The organism is Marinobacter sp. LV10R510-11A (assembly GCF_900215155.1).
Lineage (GTDB): Bacteria > Pseudomonadota > Gammaproteobacteria > Pseudomonadales > Oleiphilaceae > Marinobacter.
On sequence record NZ_LT907980.1, the window covers coordinates 2,650,051 to 2,668,514 of the forward strand.

The window sequence follows — 18,464 nt, forward strand, 5'->3', positions numbered from 1 at the left end:
GTCATCTAAGGATAGATGAAGGCAGCCATGACGGACTCCACAGCCCTAAGCCAGAAGGCTCACACAACCACGTCGTTTTACCAGCACGCAGACCCATCAAGCGAAGACGCCTGCGGGTATTTGGTTGATCAGGCAAAACATCCTGAGGTGTTGCGCCTGTTGTTTGAGCACGACCCAGTACCCATTTACGACTTGCCGTATATTTATTCGGAATACCGAGAACAAGCCTTTGACGGCCCACTGATCATTCAGCCCACTAAGGCCCAGAGTGAAGAATGGCTCCATAGGTGGATGACCGAAGGCAAGGCGCTGGCACTGCACGGCCAAGCATTGACGCTGGAAGAAATACGTGAGCATTTTGTAAGCCTGAACACCGTACGCACCCCCAATGGTGACAGCCTCTTTCGCTACGCAGACTCAGCAACACTCGGCAGCCTTGGCGCATCGCTATCACCCCACCAGCGCTTGCGAATTCTCGGCCCGTTAACGGCAATTCATGGTTGCTATGCGGGCGCGAACTGGGCGCTGACAAAGGAGCAACCCTCGGCGCTTCAAGATGAGTTAAAAAAGCAGCCTCCCCAGCCTCTTGAGTTGACTCAGGAGAACCTCTCCTGCGTAGAAGCTCATCGCCGACATTTGTTGGCAAAGGCCTTGGCCGAGGGCAATGGAGAGGAAAATGGATTAGAGGCCCAAACTGTCTCCTACTGGTTCCAACAACTGGAAACACTCGGCGCACCCAATGAGCAAGGCTTGGTAGAAGGAGCCGGGTTATTGATAACCCGGGGTTTTACCAGAGTATTGAGCGATGATGAGCTCGCGACCATACGCAAAACAAGGCAAGGAGCCTACTGGTCCGACACACTGAAAGCGCTTGCAACACTATCGCATTCACAGGATGGAACCTGAATGACACCCACTAGCAATCTGCCCTTCTTACCCAGCACAGCGCCTCTCGGGGCCCACGGCGCGCCCGTTTGCAAGCACGAAACCGCAAACGTGCTGTTGCGTCGCTCCGACAACCTCAGGCGACCGAGGGCTTTTATCAATGCTGGCAAAATCAAGGATGAGAGCGGTAAGGTCGTAACCGCCGAACTGCAGGATGGCACAGAACATACGCCAGACAATGCAGAAGCCCGCTTCACCAAGCTCGTGACAGGCAACGCCCAATGGTACTGGCCTGAAGAGCCGGAGGGAGAGCATTTGATCGGGTTCGACACCGTGAGTGAACAGCTCCGCTTCACCCCCGGCCAGACCCTTAGCAAAGGGGTGGAGCTAACCGTCATCCAAGGCGAGCGCGAAGCAAGGGCCATACACCTGCCACCACCGGTGATGATTAACCTGCGCGAAGCAGCGCCCGCATCTGAAGACTTGCTGACGGACGAGCAGCTGGATTACTTCCGGGCAAACGGAAATAACGCGCTCATCTACATACATGGCTACAACGTACCCCAGGGCGAATGGGGGCGATTCCTGAACCGCAAAGATAGCCAAAAAAGATATGGTGGCCATGGACCAACGCCCACCAACGCCTGGCACCCAAATAAAGCCACAACATGGCAGGATGCCGAAGCCCTGTCGGACACCAGCGCCGCCCCACCGAAAGAAGATCAATTGAATGGCACAGGCGCCCACAACTGGGCGATTCATATGGAATACCAGCTGAACCGTGCAGCGGGTTTCGATGGCCAGGACTGGATGCCTTACAGCCGCATCATCAACATTTCCTGGCCCGGCAACACAGGCTCCACCGACTTCATGCAGGCGGAGCTAAATGCCATGACAACAGGGCGGCGGCTGGCTCCGCTATTACTGCAACTGGCAGGTGCAGGCATCGCCATCAACCTGATCTCTCACTCTCTCGGTGCCCGCGTTGCGCTCACCGCCCTGAATATTTTGGGCACTATCGGGAAGAGCAACCTGGTCGATCATCTATTTCTCTGGCAACCCGCCGTTGCCGATAACGCACTTACCAACGACAGCAGCCGAGATGTACACCCTTTGGGGCTGGGTGTGTTTCCTTCAGCCCACAGCGCAGCCCGCAAAATCGTGGTGCTGCATTCCCGTGGTGACGGGATTCTTGGGTCGAATAACAGTGAAGATAATGCTTGGTGGCGATACGCCATACCACCCCATATTCGGATAGCATCCAAAGCATGGGATCTCGCAACCGCCGACGACCCCATGGACGACATACTTGGTAAATTACGGGGAGCTTACGACAAGAAATGGTGGATCTTCCCAAGTTTTCTGGATAACGGCTTCGGGCCGGCCATCGAAACACTCTACAAAGACTACTTGCCACTGACGTGGACGTTAGACTATTCCAAGCGCTCTTTGTATGTACCCGAAGCACTCAAACAAACCGTCAAAGAAAACTGGGTGAGGCTAGAAAAAGACATCTTTGCTGAAGCGAGCGCCTTGTGGCAGCCCTGCATAGATTGCCTGCGCAACGGCGAACGACCGCCTGATTATATTCTGATGGCACCACTAAACCACCGGGCCAGCGTTAGCCCCCAAGTGGCCAAGGATTACGTTCTGCGTTTGAAAAAGCTTGCGGTGAATGACTGGGTACCGGAGCAACAGCCACGGCCTGCGTTGGGGTATGTGGGGTTTGATGAGGTGGCTGGCGAACATGCGACAGAACTCGATGAATTTATCGATCGATCACTGACTGATGGGAAGTTTTTTCCTGTTGATCAATCAGAATGGCTTTTTAGCCACTCCGGGATGAGAATTCCAAGCGAGGAAGTATTCGATCGCTCTTATAGAGCAGAAATTATACGTCGTATATCAGACGAAGGAGTTGGTTTTGGCCGTTATTAACGCTAATAAAGTGCGCTGGATCGGCGCAGTGCTTGGTGCCTTTGTGCTTATTAGCATCCTGCTGAACTTCAACCTCTTGGGAGTATGGGCTGGACCGGTTATGTCCATGGGTGTATCGGAATCTGGCCGCTATATCGTCAGTGCCCACAGAGACAACAATCTCATTCTCTGGGACCGGCAAGAAAAACAGTGGGATACGCTGTCCCGTGAAGCCAACCTTTACAGCGCCTATTTTGTGCCGGGTCAAAACGCTTTTTTGTGGCAGGACACAGACAATACCGTTACTGCACAAACGATTGACGGAGAGGTGCTGAAACAATTCCAGCATTTCCCAACTTACGGCCACGTTATCAGTGGCGATCTTGAGACTTACCTGTCTGCTGATGAACATTGGAATGTGTTTTCTGGCTATGGGGACACGAAACGTACTGTCCTTAGTGATGGCATCAGCCCGAGCTTTTTAGGATCTGGTAAGCTATTCAACCTCGCTATAGACCGAAACAACACCTTCTTTGTAACAGCCGGGGTCGATAATGATCGCTCAGAAATCGCAGACCACTCACCACTTAATAGCGGTCAACGGTTCTCAAAATATGGGGGCGTCACACTTTGGAGCGCCGTGACAAAGCAGCCTGTCGCAAAACTCCGCGGAAACTCCTCCAAAACCCACGCTACCATCAGCCCGGATGGGCAGTGGGTGGTCAGCGGAGATGAAGCAGGCAATAGTATTACCTGGCGTACATCCAATCCTGAACGCCGAATGCGAGCCGCACGTTACAGTTCAGGGCTGTATATTGATGGCCTTCCTGACGACCTTCCAGATTCCGACTATTTTGATAAGAGTGGGCTTATCGAAGCTCCGCGCGGCGTGCATGACTTCACCATCGCCATAGCCTTCATCCACAACAGCGAATACTACCTCCGCTTCGGCAACAACAGCCATTTCGCCGCCCTGTTCAAAACCGGCAGTCCCTGGCCCGTGAAATATTTTGATCTTGGCGAGTCACCAAAACTGGTCACCTACGCCAGTCAGTACTCCCGTAACACCGCCATCGCTACTTCACCGGAAGCGGGCATTCTGGCGATGGGGCATCAATCTACCGGCGGTATCAGCGTGTATCAGTTTGATTCAGACAAGCTAACGTTGGAGCGGGTTTGGGTGGTGGAATAAAATGAGACGGAACAAACTTAAGGAAAAACAGGATTGAGCGTATTCAGATCAAACTACCGCTGGGCCCTGCCCTTACTTGTTGTTCTTGTCGCATTTTTAGTCGCCAGAGTAACCGGGCTCTTTGGCGTCACCTATGGCCCGATCATGTCACTTGGCGTCTCTGATGACGGGCGATACATTATTAGCTCCCATCGCAGTAACCATCTAGTGCTTTGGGATATCGAAGAAGGACGCTACAAAGCGCTGTCCGACGACGCAAATATTTACAGCGCTTATTTCGTACCAGGCCAATATGCAGTCCTCTGGCAAAATCTTAACAACACCGTGACTATCCAAACCACCGATGGAAAAGTGCTGAAGCAATTCCAGAATTTTGCGACCTACGGCCATGCAGTAGATGCCAGTTTGAATCACTATTTCTCTGCCAATGAAACTTGGAACTTGTTTCACGGCTATGGTGATTCACTAAAACCAATTCTTCGAGACAGTGATAGCCCGAGCCTTATGGGGAGTGGCAAGCTTCTGAACCTTGGCCTTTCGAACAACGAATTTTATATAACAGCGGGCAAAGGCTATGATGTCGTTGATAGACGCCCAATAAGCGATAACACTCCCACGGTTCGTCCGACCGATGATCTCCGCTTTTCATCCAACTTTTCCGGCGTAGTCCTTTGGAGTTACGAATCCTTGAGACCTGTTGCCAAGTTTGACGGCAACTCCTCCAAAACCCACGCGACGATCAGCCCAGACGGACAATGGGTAGTCAGTGCAGATGAGGCTGGAATCGGATTGTTCTGGAACACGAACCAGCCGAAAACCCGACACCGGCAAGCGTCATACTACGGCGGCATTTACCTTGACGATTCGCCTTTTGAAGCGGGCGACTCCCGAAACTGGGATGACAGTGAACTCATTGACGCCCCCGGCGGCCTCAATAACTTCACCATCGCCATAGCCTTCATCCACAACAGCGAATACTACCTCCGCTTCGGCAACAACAGCCATTTCGCCGCCCTATTCAAAACCGGCTGTCCCTGGCCCGTGAAGTATTTTGATCTTGGCGAATCGCCCAAACTGGTCACCTACGGCAGTCAATACGACCGCAACACCGCCATCGCCACCTCACCCGAATCGGGCATTCTGGCGATGGGGCACCAGTCTGCCGGTGGTATCAGCGTGTATCAGTTCGACCCAGACGAGCTGACGTTGGAGCGGATCTGGGTGGTGAAGTAGGTTCTTAAATTAACCCGGTTGCATCCTGAGATTCATGATCGAAATTTGCAGCCGTGGGCTGCACGCCAGACTGGATTAACGAGACCGGCGTCGTATCTGCCTAACGTTTACCAGCGTTCCTTGTCCCACATTTCTGGGTTAGCCCAGTATTGGGGGTTATTCCAGTCCCGTCGCCGGTTGTAACTATCGATATTGTAGGTATAGAGCGTGCGCGCTGGAATCCCTTGCAGGTACGCCTGACGCTGGAAACCCAGGCCGAGAAAGTCACCCAGTTGCCAGCCCGACTCGTTGGTCATAATCACGGCTATCCGATGCGTGCCAAAGTTGCGTAACTGGCCGAGCATCAGAGTGCCTTCTTCATGGCTCAACTGTTCCAGAGCGCCCTCAATCAGTGCCAGATCGTGGGTATCCGCCGGCGGCAGACCGTTGTTGGGCGCTGACAACAGCAGTTCGGTGTAGTGCCTGTCCGGATGCTGTTCGTGCCAGGCCCGGCCCAGACGAACCGGCAGCGTGCCGCACACCAGCAGTGTGGTGGGCTAACAGTCGTCCAGAGTTTGCGCAAGCGCCTGCTGAGGCGTCAGGCGGGGTTCATTTTGCTCGACCATTTCATTGACCTATGTACTTTGAAGCGATGGTATTCCGAAGTTAACCCTCCTGCGGGTACACTTCGTCTTCCAGCGCATCAATCATAAACTGGGGCATGGCAAGGGCGCCGTGGTGAATGCCGGAGTTGTAGTAGCGGGTTACGAACGGGCGGTTGTTTGCGTCGTCCTCGCGGAAATACTTCACCGGGTTGTCTTTACTGGCCATGGTGCAACTCCACCAGCCGGTGGGATACACAGGCTGTGGGAAAGGCAGGGTTCGCACGTGGTCGAAGCCAGCTTTGCGCATGTCGCTATGAATGTCTTTTATGATGGTTTCGGTGTGCAGCAGCGGCGACTCACTCTGCTGAACGATAATACCCCCGTCACCCAACGCGAGCATGGCATCGCGGAAAAAATCCAAGGCAAACAGGCCTTCTGCAGGGCCAACCGGGTCGGTGCTGTCGATAATGAGAACGTCGATGCTGCCGGGATCAACTTCGCGCATCCACTGTACGCCGTCGCCAAAGAAGAAATTGGCCCGAGGGTCCTCATTGGACTCGCACAATTCAGGAAAGTATTCCTCTGACATGCGAGTAACTCGCTCGTCGATTTCAACCTGCCAGGCTTCTTCCACGTCGGGGTGTTTGAGCACTTCCTTCAGGGTGCCGCAATCACCACCACCTACAATCACCACCTTCTTCGGCTTTTTGTGGGTAAAGATAGCTGGGTGAGTCATCATCTCGTGGTAGAGAAAGTTGTCGCGGGTGGTCAGCATTACGCAGCCATCCAGCACCATCAAGTTGCCGAAGGTTTCGGTTTCATATATTTCCAGTTTCTGAAACGGGGTCTGCTCTTCGTGCAGCTTCTTCTTCACCTGCAGGGAGAATGCGGTTCCCTGATCCTGGAATACTTCGGTAAACCAGTCGTTGCTCTGCATTGTCATGATGCTCTCCTGAGGAACCTGTAGGCGTGGCCAAAACGCGTATTGTAGGGGCGCGGTACTTTCAGGTGCAAAGACTAAACCTTACAATACCCGCCATTCGGCCAGCCTGACCGGCCCCGGTTTTCCCAAAAGGATAGCAGCCATGAGCAATACCAGCGCCTCCCCGGCTCATAAGGTTTATAACATTGCCCAATGGAGCGATGGCTATATAGGCGTTAATCCAGAGGGTGAGGCTGTTATCCGGCCAAACCGAGGTAACAGCGAGGCGGAGATCAACCTGCCTGAGCTCACTCGTTCGTTGGTGAAATCTGGGCTCCAGCTGCCCGTGCTTATCCGCTTTACCGACATTCTGCACGATCGGGTGAATCAGCTGTGCGGCGCGTTCAACAAAGTCGCCACAGAGCATAGCTATAAAGGGCAGTACACCGCTGTTTATCCTATCAAGGTAAATCAGCAGCGCCGAGTGGTTGAAGAGCTGATCGCCGCAGAGCCTGCTGCCAGCAACGGGCAAATCGGCTTGGAGGCAGGCAGTAAGCCGGAACTGATGGCAGTGCTTGCACTAGCACGACAGCCTGGTTCAGTCATCGTGTGCAACGGCTATAAAGACCGCGAGTACATCCGCCTAGCACTGATCGGCCAGAAGCTGGGCCACCGGGTATTTATTGTGGTGGAGAAGCAGTCAGAACTGCCACTGATTCTAGAGGAAGCCAAAAAGCTTGAGGTGTCGCCGCTTATTGGCGTGCGTGTTCGCCTGGCTACGATCGGCAAGGGTAACTGGCAGAATACCGGCGGAGAGAAATCCAAGTTTGGGTTATCCGCCAGCCAGGTTCTGGATGTAGTGAATACACTGCGCAAGGCCGACGCTCTGGACACCCTCCAGCTTTTGCACTTTCACTTGGGCTCCCAGATTGCCAACATTCGTGATATCCAGACGGGCCTGCGGGAGTGCGCGCGCTTTTACAGCGAGCTCAGGCAGATGGGCGCCCCGGTGAATACCGTGGATATCGGCGGTGGCCTGGGGGTTGATTACGAAGGCACTCGTTCACGCAGCGCCTGCTCGATGAATTACAGCATGTACGAATATGCCTATAACGTGGTGCATGTGCTGCAAGCAGAATGTGACCGCCACGGCCTTCCTCACCCGGAATTGATCAGCGAGTCCGGCCGGGCGCTAACCGCACACCACTCGGTGCTGGTTACCAACGTGATTGATCATGAAGAGCCGGAAAACCGGCCCTCCAAGCAGCCGGAGCCGGATGCACCGGCACCACTGCAGGATCTTTGGCGCGATCTAAAGAGCTTGGAAAACCCAGAGTCCCCGCGCTCGCAGGTCGAAATCTACCACGATGTGCTGCACGCCATGGCGGATGTGCACGGTCAGTTTGCCCAAGGCACGCTCTCTCTGCAGGAGCGCGCAGATTCCGAAATACTCTATATCCGCTGCTGCCGGCTGCTGCAGGGCCAATTGGACAAGAACAGCCGAGCCCACCGTGAAATCATTGACGAGCTGAACGAAAAACTGGCCGCGAAACTGTTCGTTAATTTCTCGCTGTTTCAGTCTTTGCCTGATGTATGGGGTATTGATCAAATATTCCCGGTCATGCCGGTGAACGGTCTAAATCGCCCGCTCACCCGACGCGCGGTGATTCAAGATATTACCTGCGATTCCGACGGCCGCATAGACCGTTACGTGGATGGCCAGGGCATAGAAACCACCCTGCCCTTGCCTGAGGACAAGCCCGGCGAACCCTTGTTGATGGGTTTTTTCATGACCGGCGCGTATCAGGAAATCCTGGGGGATATGCACAATCTGTTTGGCGATACTCACTCGGTGGATGTACGCCTGAACAGCTCCGGTGGTTTCGACACAAACACCCCTATCACGGGCGACACAGTTGCCAACGTGCTCCGCTATGTGAACTTTGAGCCCAACGCTCTGCTGAGGGCCTATCAAAGAAAGTTTGCCGCAAGCGGTTTGTCTGAGGATGTTCAGGCTACTTTGCTGGAAGAGCTGACCGCCGGGCTTGAAGGTTACACCTATCTGGAAGACTAGGGGCTCTCGGGGCATTTGGATGCGAAGGAATGTCCGTTTACTAAATTACTTTAGCCCAAGCTGATCTGCTCATAGAACAGGCACGTAAATACTCGAAATGACAAATCCGGGACGAGTGCATAGAATGATTAGAAGAACGAACTTAAATCATGCGACTGTCGAGGAGCGTCCGGTGACCACACTGGATACGAAACCAGCACGTGCCGAGGGCCGAAAGGATCCTTGGAGCCAGCTGTTGGTGAAAGTGGGGAAAAACCAGGATCGCCAAGCGTATCATGCGTTATTTGAGCATTTTGCCCCGAAGCTCAAGTACTACGCGATGGCAAATGGCATGGCCAGCCACGCAGAAGATCTGGTGCAGGAAGTTTTTATCTCCATTTGGAGGCGAGCCTGCCTTTACGACTGGCAGAAAGCCGCAGCTTCGACGTGGATTTTCACCATCGCCCGTAACCAGCGCATAGATATGTTGCGCAAAATGCGCCGTACCAACGTAGAAGTGCACGTGGACACTGAAGATCTATGGCAAATCCCGGGTGAGGATGAGAACCAACCGGTAACCTCATTGCACCGTCTGATGTCCGAGCGGCGCGTAAGAGAGTCTCTAAGCCTTTTGCCAGAAGACCAGATTACTGTGATAGCCAAGGTATATATGGAGCATAAGTCTCACCAAATGGTGGCGGACGAACTGGGCATTCCTCTTGGTACGGTAAAAAGCAGGGTGCGCCTCGCGCTGAACAAGTTGAGAGTATTTTTGCAGGATCAAAACGTATGACACGGCATCATCCCGATAGCCTGAGCTTAATGGAATATAGCGCAGGCAACGTGAGCGAGCCGCACGCCCTTTGCATACGGCTCCACCTCGACAAGTGCTCCGATTGTCGCTACCGAGCAGACACGTTCGACAGCCTTGGCGCTGTGATGATGGAGCAGCAGCCGGAGGTGAGCGTTTCCGAGTCTATGTTTGACCGCATTCTGGCAAAAATAGACAGATCACCGGAACCCCAACGCACGGCAAAAGCTGCACCCAGAATCAGCGTTCTTCAGAAACTGCTTGGCGACGACATCAACAATCTGCCGTGGAAACGTCAGCTGGGCGATGTCAGCATGCTGGACATTACTGAGAAGTTTCCTGGCCAGCAGGAGCAGGTTGTTCTACAGAAGCTGGCCGCAGGCGGTAAAGCGCCGGTTCATACCCATCGTGGTAGTGAGACCACTATTGTACTGCAGGGCGCGTTTGCGGACCAGAAAGGCGTATTCAATCAGTGGGACTTTGTTGTTCTCACCGACCAAGATGAGCACAAACCGGTAGCCGTTGGGTGTGAAGACTGTATTACGCTTTCTGTACTGAGCGCCCCAATCAAGTTGACCGGAACCTTCACCCGAATGCTGAACCCGTTTATTCGCTGATGTTTTTGTATTCCAGCGGCCGCTTTCTACCAAGGAAGCGCTGAGCCATCCCAGCTCAGAAAGCGGCCGTTATCCTCCGCGCTTAGCCCCTCTATCACTGACATCAGGTTCTCGGCGGTTTCGGCCGGGCTATGTACCTGAAGCTGCGCCAAAGACTGACTGAACGGATCACTCAGGGCCGAGTCGGTGGTACCTGGGTGCAGCGACACACAGGCAATGGGTTTGCAGCGGCGGGGTAATTCCACTGAAAGCGTCCGTATCAGCATGTTCAGAGCGGCTTTCGAGCTTCGATACGCATACCAGCCTCCCAGCCGGTTATCCTCGATTGAGCCCACTTTCGCTGAAATGGCGACAACTCGCTTTAAATCGCGATGCCGAAACCACGGCAGAAGCGCCTGAACCAGCAAGGGGAAACCCGTCGCATTCACCGCAAACGCCCTAGCCATGTTCTTCGCTTCCAGTTCTTCCAGGCGTTTTTCGGGAAACATAGGGCCGTCGTGCAGCAAACCGGCGGCGTATATGAACGTATCGATACCCTTGGAAGCAGGTATTGTTTTTTCCAGAGCCCGGGCAACCGTTTTCGGCGACTGATCATCCTCCGCATCCCAGGCCAGCAACGTCAGCCGGCTGTGGCTGCGCAGTGGCTCCGGCACCTTTGCTGCATCTCGGCACAGGCCCACCACTATGGATTCTTCGTCACGCGCCAACAGCGCTTGCGCCAGCGCACCGCCAATCGCACCGGATACGCCGGCTAAAAGAATGTGCTTCATGCTATCCCTCCATCTGGTTCTCAACCATATACGAATAACTTGCGCAGCAGACCGCATAAACGTGTGAACCACAGAATTGAAACAGCCGTATGAATTGGTACTGAATGGCTCTAAGAAAGCCACCCCCCCCCATTAACGCCAACCCTATTAAGGCCAGCCCTATTAAGGAGAGTGCTCATGCAATATCAGGCTCCAGCAAACGATCTTCGCTTTCTATTATTTGATGTACTGGGTGTCGACCGGCTTCATGAGCTGGAAAAATACGCCGATGCCACACCAGATCTGATTACCGCCGTTATTGATGAAGCCGGCAAACTGGCAGCGGAGGTTATTCAGCCCACTAATCAAGCGGGTGACCGCGAAGGCTGTCACTACGACCCCGAAACCCACGATGTGAAAACACCAACAGGGTTCAAAGAGGCCTACAAAAAGTTTGTAGCAGGTGGCTGGACCTCACTGGACGCGCCCCTGGAATTTGGCGGACAAGGCTTGCCCCATACTCTGAAGTTTGTCGTCGATGAAATGGTTTGCTCTACTAACTTATCTCTGGGCATGTACCCGGGGCTGACCCACGGCGCCATCAGCGCACTGCACGCCCACGGCTCCGATGAGCTAAAGCAGACCTATCTGGAAAAGCTAGTCTCCGGCGAGTGGACTGGCACCATGTGCCTCACTGAACCTCAGTGTGGTACTGATTTGGGCCTGATTCGCACCCGCGCCACGCCCAATTCCGATGGCAGCTATGCCATTGAAGGCACCAAAATTTGGATTACCGGCGGTGAGCACGACCTCACTGACAATATTGTGCACTTGGTGCTGGCAAAGCTGCCCGGTGCTCCCGATACCACAAAAGGCATTTCCCTGTTCATTGTTCCCAAGTTTCTGCCCGAGTCCGGCGAGCGCAACCCGGCGTTCTGCGGAGGATTGGAGCACAAAATGGGCATCAAAGGCTCCGCAACCTGCGTGATGAACTTTGAGGGCGCCCAGGGCTGGCTTGTGGGTGAGCCCAACGATGGCATGCGCTCCATGTTCACCATGATGAACGAAGCCCGCCTTATGGTTGGCATGCAGGGGCTTGGGCTTGCTGAGATGGCTTACCAGGAAAGCCTAGGGTTTGCCCGCGAGCGTTTGCAGAGTCGCTCCCTGAGCGGCGCCAAGAACCCAGACGGCCCGGCCGACCCTATTATCGTGCACCCTGATGTGCGCCGCATGCTGATGCGCCAGAAGGTTCTGAACGAAGGCATGCGTGCCATGGCGCTGTTTGCCGGCCACCAGCTTGATCTCTCGGTTGCCCATCCGGATGAATCTGCACGGGAGTCGGCCTACGATCTGGTGCAACTGCTGACTCCAGTGGTTAAATCCTTCCTGACCGACGAGGGTTCCAACAATGCGAACGCCGGCCTGCAAGTGCTTGGCGGCTCTGGCTTCACCACCGACTGGCCGCTGGAGCAACTGGTTCGCGACGGCCGCATTGCGCGCATTTATGAAGGCACGAACGGCATACAGGCGATGGATCTCGTGGGCCGTAAACTGAGCCTGAAAGGCGGGCAGCTTGTACGCACTCTGTTTGGCGTGTTCTCGAGCTACCTGAAGGACAACCCGGAGGCACCTCATCGCGATGAACTGAAAGGCGCCATGGGCGCTCTGGAAAAGGCCACCCTGTGGCTGGCAACCAATGCTCCGAAAGATCCGGAACAAGCCGGTGCTGCGGCCACGCCTTACCTGCGTCTGATGGCTTTAACGGTTATCGGCTACATGTGGTCGCGCATGGCTAACGTCGCGAATCAGCAAATTGCAGCTGGCGAAGGCAACACGCCATTGCTGGAAGGCAAGTTGGTGTCTGCCCGCTTCTACTTTGAAAAGCTACTGCCGGAAATTCACTGGCTGTTGAGCGACATTGAGAGCGGAAAAGACAGCCTGATGGATATGGGAGACGATCACTGGGCGGCCTAAGTCGCCAGTCTAGTGTTCTGAATTAAGCCACGCACTGCGTGGCTTTTTTTACAGGTATTTTCTGTCTGCTCCGACACTGGGGTACAATTGCGCCCTTTGATGCACCCATTGATAGTCTCCGGCTTGTACCCGGATCTGAACGGAGACCCCATGAACGCCGACGATTACGCTTTCCGCTTTGGCGGCATTGAACGGCTATACGGGCGCCGAGCCCTGCACGCGTTTCGTGATGCCCACATTGCCGTTATTGGCTTAGGCGGAGTTGGCTCATGGGCCGCTGAGGCTCTCGCCCGCAGCGGTATTGGCACCATCACCCTGATCGATATGGATGATATTTGCGTGTCCAACACCAACCGCCAGCTTCATGCTTTGGACGGGCAATACGGCCGCACCAAAACCGATGCCATGGCCGAGCGACTGAAAGCCATTAACCCCTATGCAGATATTCGAATTCATTTCGGCTTTCTTACACTGAAAAATCTTACGGAGCTGATTACACCCGAGATGACGGGTGTGGTCGATGCCATCGACAGTGTAAAGCCGAAGGCGGCACTGATTGCCCATTGCCAGCGCGCAAAACTTCCGATCATCTGCGCCGGCGGTGCGGGTGGCCAGACAGATCCCACCAAAATTCTGGTAGCGGATCTCAGCAAAACCACCCAAGACCCTCTATTGGCTAAGGTTCGCAACCTTCTGCGCAGGGAGTACGGTTTCTCCCGCAATCCCAAGCGACGCTTCGGCATTGAGGCCGTATACTCAACTGAGCAGCTCACGTACCCTGCTGAGGATGGCGAAGTTTGCCTGCAAAAGCCTACAAATGCCGGCCCCTCACGGCTTGACTGCGCCACTGGCTTTGGCGCTGCCTGCCCGGTTACCGCCAGCTTTGGCTTGTTCGCAGCCTCCCGGCTGCTGAATCGTATTGCACGACGCACCAACCAATAACTACACGGATCCCAGACCGTTATGCCAGCCAGCACAGTCTTGATTCTTGCCAGCATTGGCGTCCTTTCATTGTCTTTTCAGTGGCTCGCTTGGCGTGTGCGCGTGCCCGCTATTCTTTTTTTGCTCGCCGGCGGGATACTTGTGGGCCCGGTACTGGGCTACCTCAATCCGGATGAGGTATTCGGCGATCTGCTGTTTCCGCTGGTCTCCCTAGCTGTTGCCATCATTCTGTTTGAGGGCAGCCTGACCCTGCGCTTCGATGAAATTCGTGGGCACAGCAAGATGACTCGTAACCTCATACTCGTTGGTTCCATCGTTACCGGCATTATCGGTACCCTGGCCGCGCGTTGGGTTCTGGATATATCCTGGGCTGTCGCCCTGCTCTTCGGCGCCATCTCCATTGTCACCGGCCCAACCGTTATCGCGCCCCTACTACGCTCGGTACGCCCAAGCGCCAAGCTGGCTAATGTTCTGCGCTGGGAAGGCATCATTATTGACCCAATGGGCGCCCTGCTGGCCGTTCTTGTATTCGAAGGCATTGTTTCCTGGGGCCAAGGCAACGTGTTCGGTCACTCTCTGTATATTTTTGGCAAAACGCTGCTAATTGGATTTGTCACCGGCGCCCTGGCCGGCTATCTGAATGGCTTGGTGCTGCGCAAACACCTTATGCCGCAATATCTGCACAACGCCGCCACGCTCACTTTCATGCTGGGTGTTTATGCGCTCTCCAACGAGATGGCCCACGAATCCGGCCTGCTCACAGTAACGGTTATGGGCATCTGGATGGCCAACATGAAGCAGGTCTCCGTAGACAGCATTCTTGAATTCAAGGAGTCCCTGAGTGTTCTACTGATATCGGCACTGTTTATTATTCTGGCTGCTCGGGTGGAGTTCGCCGCGATCGCGGACCTGGGATGGGGGCTCGCCGTGGTTCTCGCGCTATTGATGCTGGTCGCTCGACCGCTCAGCGTGTTTTTGTCAGCAATCGGCACTGACCTGAACTGGCGCGAAAAACTGTTTCTCAGCTGGATTGCCCCAAGGGGCATTGTGGCTGCAGCGGTTTCTGCCCTGTTCGCGTTCCAGCTCCAGAAACTAGGCTACGAAAGCGCAGCAGCCCTTGTGCCCATGGTGTTTGTACTCATTATTGCTACCGTTACCCTGCAAAGCTTGACCGCGCGACCTATCGCCCGATTGCTGAAAGTCACCGAGCCAGCAGAGTATGGCTTCTTGATTTTCGGTGCCAACCCGGTCGCCCGCATGATCGGGCTGGCTCTCAAGAAGCATGAGGTTCCGGTAGCCCTAGCGGACACCAACTGGGAGAACGTTCGCCAGGCGCGGATGGATAACTTGAAGGTGTACTTTGGCAACCCGATTTCCGAGCATGCCTCAAGCCATCTCGATCTCACCGGAATAGGCAATCTGCTGGTGATTTCCCCTTACAAACACATGAACTCGCTGGCGACCTACCACTTTCTGGACTGGTTCGGCGATACCAAGGTATTCAGCCTTGCGGAGGGCGATCAGGATCAGAAGGCCAGATACCAAACGGCTGAAAAGATCCAGATGACTCGCGGCCTGTTCGACGGCGTAAGCTATGCAAAACTTGCCAGCTTGGCCAGCCAAGGTTACTCAATAAAAACCACTGAGCTTAGCGAAGAGTTTGAGTACAACGATTTTCTGGAAAAATACCAAGGCCAAGCCCTGGTGCTGTTTGTATTCGACAGCAAGAGCCGCATCAAACCCGTGCGCAGCATGGACGACCTGAAGCCGGATGACGACTGGATATTAATCAGCCTAGTGCCACCCCAGAACTACAAAGAAAAAAGGGGTAGGGAAAACGGTACCGAATCAGAGCCATCCGTGCGGGAGGAAGAGCCTTCGGCAGAAGGCTCAATGCCTGAAAACTGAAACCTTAACGGCAGTCCAAAACAAGCTTTCCACGCACATGCCCGCCTTCAAGAAGCTCGTGAGCCTGTATCACCTCATCGAGCGTGAAGGTTTTCTCGATATGAACCTTCACCTCGCCGCCTTCAATTAGCTCGGCGATTTCATCAAGGTGGAACACATCCGGGCGTACCGTCATGCCGTGCGCCTTTAACCCTAGTGCTTCTGCAGCACTTACAACCTCATCCGCCGTAACGGTGGGTATGGTAACGAGGATGCCTTTCTCACCCAGGGTGCGCACGGATCGCTTGCCTGTGTCGCCACCAACCAGATCCAGCACAACATCCAGCCCATAGCACTCATCGGCGAAATCTGTGGTGTGGTAATCAATCACTTCATGCACGCCAAGCTCCGAAAGAAAATCCCGGTTACCTGCTGAAGCCGTTGCAACAACATGGGCGCCCCGCGCGAGCGCAAACTGCACGGCAAGGTGCCCTACACCGCCAGCACCTGCGTGCACAAGAATCTTCTGGCCAGGCTCAAGCTCGGCGACTTCGAACAACGCTTGCCAGGCTGTAAGCGCAGCAAGAGGCAGCGCCCCTGCAGTTACCAGATCAAGCTCCTCCGGTACAACGGTCAACTCGTCTGCGGTCGCCAAAGCATACTCAGAGTAACTTCCCCCGTTCAACGGAAAGCCAACCAGCCCCATAACCCGATCCCCAGGTGCCAGGGTGGTTACTCCCCCCCCGATGGCAACCACTTCTCCGGCCACGTCGTAGCCTGGAGTCCAAGGTAGCGAGCTTTCTATCTGCTGCGCCACAAACCCAAACCCTTTGCGGGTTTTCCAGTCGATGGGGTTAAGCCCTGCGCCGTGAACGCGAATCAGCACCTGTCCGTCTTGCGGCGAAGGCACATCGGAGCTTATAACCTGCAGAACGTCACGCTCACCAAACTGTTGGTAAACCACTTTTTTCATGGAAGACTCAGAAGGCTGATCAATGGCTGTGTCCATGGGTATCTCCGAGAAGGGGCGCTGATTGTGATTAAACAGTGATTGGCAGTGACGGGGTGTTCTGCTCTTCGTTCAGATTAACAGAAGTTGGCAAAAATAGTGACTCAGCCGAGCTACAAGCCTTTTCCTCCGGCAACCGTGGCCGCTTTCAAGATATCAGCAAACTCTTTCGGTGCGCGTGAGGGGCGTTGGGTTTTCAGATCAACACACGCGTGGGTCGACACAGCTCGCACCAACGTTTTGCCATCCCCCAGACGCACCAACTGAAACTGCCGTGCAGCACGGAAGCGGCCATCAAAATCCGTAAGCCAGGTTCCCATCACCAGCCGGTCACCGGGATTGGCAGACGCCAAATAGTCGATTTCGGTGCGGGTAATCGCCATGGCTTTGCCCGTGGCCTCATGCAGCGCCCAATTCATGCCTAGAGCATCAACATGCGCCCAGCTGATGTCCTCCAGCCAACGTACATAGACCACATTGTTGGCATGCCCAAGCTCATCTGTATCGCCTTTAACAACTAGAATCTCAAGGGTGAACGGATCGGGAAGATCCCATTGTATTGGCTTCTGCTCTGTCATTACTGCTCTCCAAGGCCCGGAATAGCTTGCAGCGGCATTCGCCCTATGCGGTCGTTGTGAAGTGAACCAAAATACAGGTATCCACCGTGGGGATTAACCGACGTGATTTCCTGCAGGTGGGTGCCCTGGGTGTCGTGAAGGCTGGTGATCACCTCGCCGTCAGAATCAAACGCCACCACCAGGCCGTATTCTTGAGGCGCTGGCTGCAAGCTTTTTGGTAGCTTGGCCACCAGTTCTTTAAGCCAGGGGTTTGGGTGTATTTTATCAATCTTGGCATTGCGAAGCGTAGGGAAAGCCACCCAGAACCGGCCTTTTTCATCCACTGCAATATTGTCCGGAAACCCAGGCAGGTTATCCGCAAAAACCTCCGCTTGGCCGGCTTTCGCACCCCTTACCCAATAGCGCATGATGCGGTATTTCCAGGTTTCGTTAATCAGCACAAAATCGCCGTCTGGCGCCACCGCAACGCCGTTGGCAAAGTGCATGTCGCCAAGCAAAACCTCGGTCTCCCCCGTTTTCGGGGAGTAACGTAAAAACCGACCGTGGGGCCTCATCTCAAGCAGATCAAGCTGGTAATCCGGTTGATAAAAACGGGAGCTGGCGTCGGTGAAATAAATCCGGCCATCGGCAGCAATATCAACGTCGTCGGTAAACCGAAACGGGGTTCCTTCTGCCCCACTGGCAAGCACGGTAATATCGCCATCCGGCGTGATAGAGAGCAGGCCTTTCCATGCATCGGCGACAATCAGGTTCCCTTCCTGATCAAAAACCATGCCTAGCGGTCGCCCCCCGGTGGACAGCCAGTTTTCAACCCGGCCATCCGGAAACACACGCACGATATATCCGTCTTGGGTTCCCGCAAACACCACACCTTCAGAGTTAACCGTCGTGTCTTCGGGGCCATAGACCTGCCCCTTTGCCAGCAATTCCGCTTGGCGCAGGTGTTCATTCGGGGCCAGCAAGCCAATCAGGGTTTCCGGAGCTGGCGGCTGCCATGCTTTGGCATCGATAGGAGACGGCACCAGCAAAAAGCCGCCCAGTAAAATAAACAGGACCAGTAACCCCGCTATAAACCACTTCATACAATCAACCTGCCTGTTTATTGCTTTAA

The 18,464-nt window shown here is 54.5% G+C and carries 16 protein-coding genes; 10 read left to right on the top strand and 6 right to left on the bottom strand.

Annotation, left to right across the window (positions count from 1 at the left end; translation table 11 throughout):
* The first annotated feature begins 27 nt into the window (after window positions 1-27).
* The 4 genes from CPH80_RS12700 to CPH80_RS12715 are packed head-to-tail and all read left to right on the top strand — an operon-like array spanning window position 28 to window position 5,227.
* Window positions 28-906, top strand: a complete 879-nt coding sequence (locus CPH80_RS12700; protein ID WP_157746894.1) for a DUF4123 domain-containing protein — start codon at window positions 28-30, stop codon at window positions 904-906.
* Window positions 907-2,823: an alpha/beta hydrolase gene (locus tag CPH80_RS12705; RefSeq protein ID WP_096278301.1), complete on the top strand. Its 1,917-nt coding sequence runs from the start codon at window positions 907-909 to the stop codon at window positions 2,821-2,823.
* Window positions 2,810-3,994 carry a WD40 repeat domain-containing protein gene (locus CPH80_RS12710; RefSeq protein WP_096278303.1) on the top strand — a complete coding sequence of 395 codons (1,185 nt, stop codon included), beginning with the start codon at window positions 2,810-2,812 and terminating at the stop codon, window positions 3,992-3,994. The genes CPH80_RS12705 and CPH80_RS12710 overlap by 14 nt, the downstream gene beginning before the upstream one ends.
* Before the next feature lie 33 nt (window positions 3,995-4,027).
* Window positions 4,028-5,227, top strand: a complete 1,200-nt coding sequence (locus CPH80_RS12715) for a WD40 repeat domain-containing protein (RefSeq protein WP_096278305.1) — start codon at window positions 4,028-4,030, stop codon at window positions 5,225-5,227.
* Between the two features lie 107 nt (window positions 5,228-5,334).
* Here CPH80_RS12715 and CPH80_RS12720 read toward each other — a convergent pair whose 3' ends face one another.
* Both CPH80_RS12720 and speE read right to left on the bottom strand, forming a co-directional pair.
* Entirely contained in the window at window positions 5,335-5,748 is a 414-nt protein-coding gene (locus tag CPH80_RS12720) for a DUF6231 family protein (protein WP_096278307.1), read from the bottom strand.
* Between the two features lie 124 nt (window positions 5,749-5,872).
* Window positions 5,873-6,754: a polyamine aminopropyltransferase gene (gene speE / locus CPH80_RS12725; protein ID WP_096278308.1), complete on the bottom strand. Its 882-nt coding sequence runs from the start codon at window positions 6,752-6,754 to the stop codon at window positions 5,873-5,875.
* Window positions 6,755-6,896: 142 nt separating this feature from the next.
* Between speE and speA the strand changes: the two genes are divergently transcribed.
* From speA to CPH80_RS12740, 3 genes are all read left to right on the top strand, one after another.
* Window positions 6,897-8,807 (top strand): biosynthetic arginine decarboxylase, encoded by a 1,911-nt coding sequence (gene speA, locus CPH80_RS12730; RefSeq protein WP_096278310.1) that lies wholly within the window; start codon window positions 6,897-6,899, stop codon window positions 8,805-8,807.
* 172 nt (window positions 8,808-8,979) lie between these two features.
* A complete protein-coding gene (locus CPH80_RS12735; protein WP_096278312.1) occupies window positions 8,980-9,579 on the top strand; it encodes a sigma-70 family RNA polymerase sigma factor in 600 nt (199 codons plus the stop codon).
* A complete protein-coding gene (locus CPH80_RS12740; protein ID WP_096278314.1) occupies window positions 9,576-10,214 on the top strand; it encodes a ChrR family anti-sigma-E factor in 639 nt (212 codons plus the stop codon). Before CPH80_RS12735 ends, CPH80_RS12740 begins: the two co-directional genes overlap by 4 nt.
* Before the next feature lie 26 nt (window positions 10,215-10,240).
* On the opposite strand, the gene CPH80_RS12745 is transcribed toward CPH80_RS12740, so the two are convergent.
* Window positions 10,241-10,984 (bottom strand): SDR family NAD(P)-dependent oxidoreductase, encoded by a 744-nt coding sequence (locus CPH80_RS12745; RefSeq protein WP_096278316.1) that lies wholly within the window; start codon window positions 10,982-10,984, stop codon window positions 10,241-10,243.
* Between the two features lie 177 nt (window positions 10,985-11,161).
* Here CPH80_RS12745 and CPH80_RS12750 point away from each other — a divergent pair, with 177 nt between their 5' ends.
* The 3 genes from CPH80_RS12750 to CPH80_RS12760 all read left to right on the top strand — a co-directional run bounded on the left by CPH80_RS12750 (window position 11,162) and on the right by CPH80_RS12760 (window position 15,787).
* Window positions 11,162-12,937: an acyl-CoA dehydrogenase C-terminal domain-containing protein gene (locus tag CPH80_RS12750; protein ID WP_096278318.1), complete on the top strand. Its 1,776-nt coding sequence runs from the start codon at window positions 11,162-11,164 to the stop codon at window positions 12,935-12,937.
* Between the two features lie 150 nt (window positions 12,938-13,087).
* Window positions 13,088-13,879 carry a tRNA cyclic N6-threonylcarbamoyladenosine(37) synthase TcdA gene (gene tcdA / locus CPH80_RS12755; protein WP_172898601.1) on the top strand — a complete coding sequence of 264 codons (792 nt, stop codon included), beginning with the start codon at window positions 13,088-13,090 and terminating at the stop codon, window positions 13,877-13,879.
* 21 nt (window positions 13,880-13,900) lie between these two features.
* Entirely contained in the window at window positions 13,901-15,787 is a 1,887-nt protein-coding gene (locus CPH80_RS12760; RefSeq protein ID WP_096278319.1) for a cation:proton antiporter, read from the top strand.
* 4 nt (window positions 15,788-15,791) lie between these two features.
* Here CPH80_RS12760 and CPH80_RS12765 read toward each other — a convergent pair whose 3' ends face one another.
* The 3 genes from CPH80_RS12765 to CPH80_RS12775 all read right to left on the bottom strand — a co-directional run bounded on the left by CPH80_RS12765 (window position 15,792) and on the right by CPH80_RS12775 (window position 18,435).
* Window positions 15,792-16,775: an NADP-dependent oxidoreductase gene (locus tag CPH80_RS12765; protein ID WP_096278321.1), complete on the bottom strand. Its 984-nt coding sequence runs from the start codon at window positions 16,773-16,775 to the stop codon at window positions 15,792-15,794.
* 113 nt (window positions 16,776-16,888) lie between these two features.
* Entirely contained in the window at window positions 16,889-17,353 is a 465-nt protein-coding gene (locus CPH80_RS12770) for an acyl-CoA thioesterase (protein WP_096278323.1), read from the bottom strand.
* A complete protein-coding gene (locus CPH80_RS12775) occupies window positions 17,353-18,435 on the bottom strand; it encodes an SMP-30/gluconolactonase/LRE family protein (protein WP_096278325.1) in 1,083 nt (360 codons plus the stop codon). The genes CPH80_RS12770 and CPH80_RS12775 overlap by 1 nt, the downstream gene beginning before the upstream one ends.
* Window positions 18,436-18,464 lie beyond the last annotated feature (29 nt).

Coding starts and splice junctions, on each gene's coding strand:
- CPH80_RS12700 (WP_157746894.1), top strand. CDS start 28: ATGACGGACTCCACAGCCCTAAGCCAGAAGGCTCACACAACCACGTCG.
- CPH80_RS12705 (WP_096278301.1), top strand. CDS start 907: ATGACACCCACTAGCAATCTGCCCTTCTTACCCAGCACAGCGCCTCTC.
- speE (WP_096278308.1), bottom strand. CDS start 6,754: ATGACAATGCAGAGCAACGACTGGTTTACCGAAGTATTCCAGGATCAG.
- speA (WP_096278310.1), top strand. CDS start 6,897: ATGAGCAATACCAGCGCCTCCCCGGCTCATAAGGTTTATAACATTGCC.
- CPH80_RS12740 (WP_096278314.1), top strand. CDS start 9,576: ATGACACGGCATCATCCCGATAGCCTGAGCTTAATGGAATATAGCGCA.
- CPH80_RS12745 (WP_096278316.1), bottom strand. CDS start 10,984: ATGAAGCACATTCTTTTAGCCGGCGTATCCGGTGCGATTGGCGGTGCG.
- CPH80_RS12750 (WP_096278318.1), top strand. CDS start 11,162: ATGCAATATCAGGCTCCAGCAAACGATCTTCGCTTTCTATTATTTGAT.
- tcdA (WP_172898601.1), top strand. CDS start 13,088: ATGAACGCCGACGATTACGCTTTCCGCTTTGGCGGCATTGAACGGCTA.
- CPH80_RS12760 (WP_096278319.1), top strand. CDS start 13,901: ATGCCAGCCAGCACAGTCTTGATTCTTGCCAGCATTGGCGTCCTTTCA.
- CPH80_RS12765 (WP_096278321.1), bottom strand. CDS start 16,775: ATGGACACAGCCATTGATCAGCCTTCTGAGTCTTCCATGAAAAAAGTG.
- CPH80_RS12770 (WP_096278323.1), bottom strand. CDS start 17,353: ATGACAGAGCAGAAGCCAATACAATGGGATCTTCCCGATCCGTTCACC.
- CPH80_RS12775 (WP_096278325.1), bottom strand. CDS start 18,435: ATGAAGTGGTTTATAGCGGGGTTACTGGTCCTGTTTATTTTACTGGGC.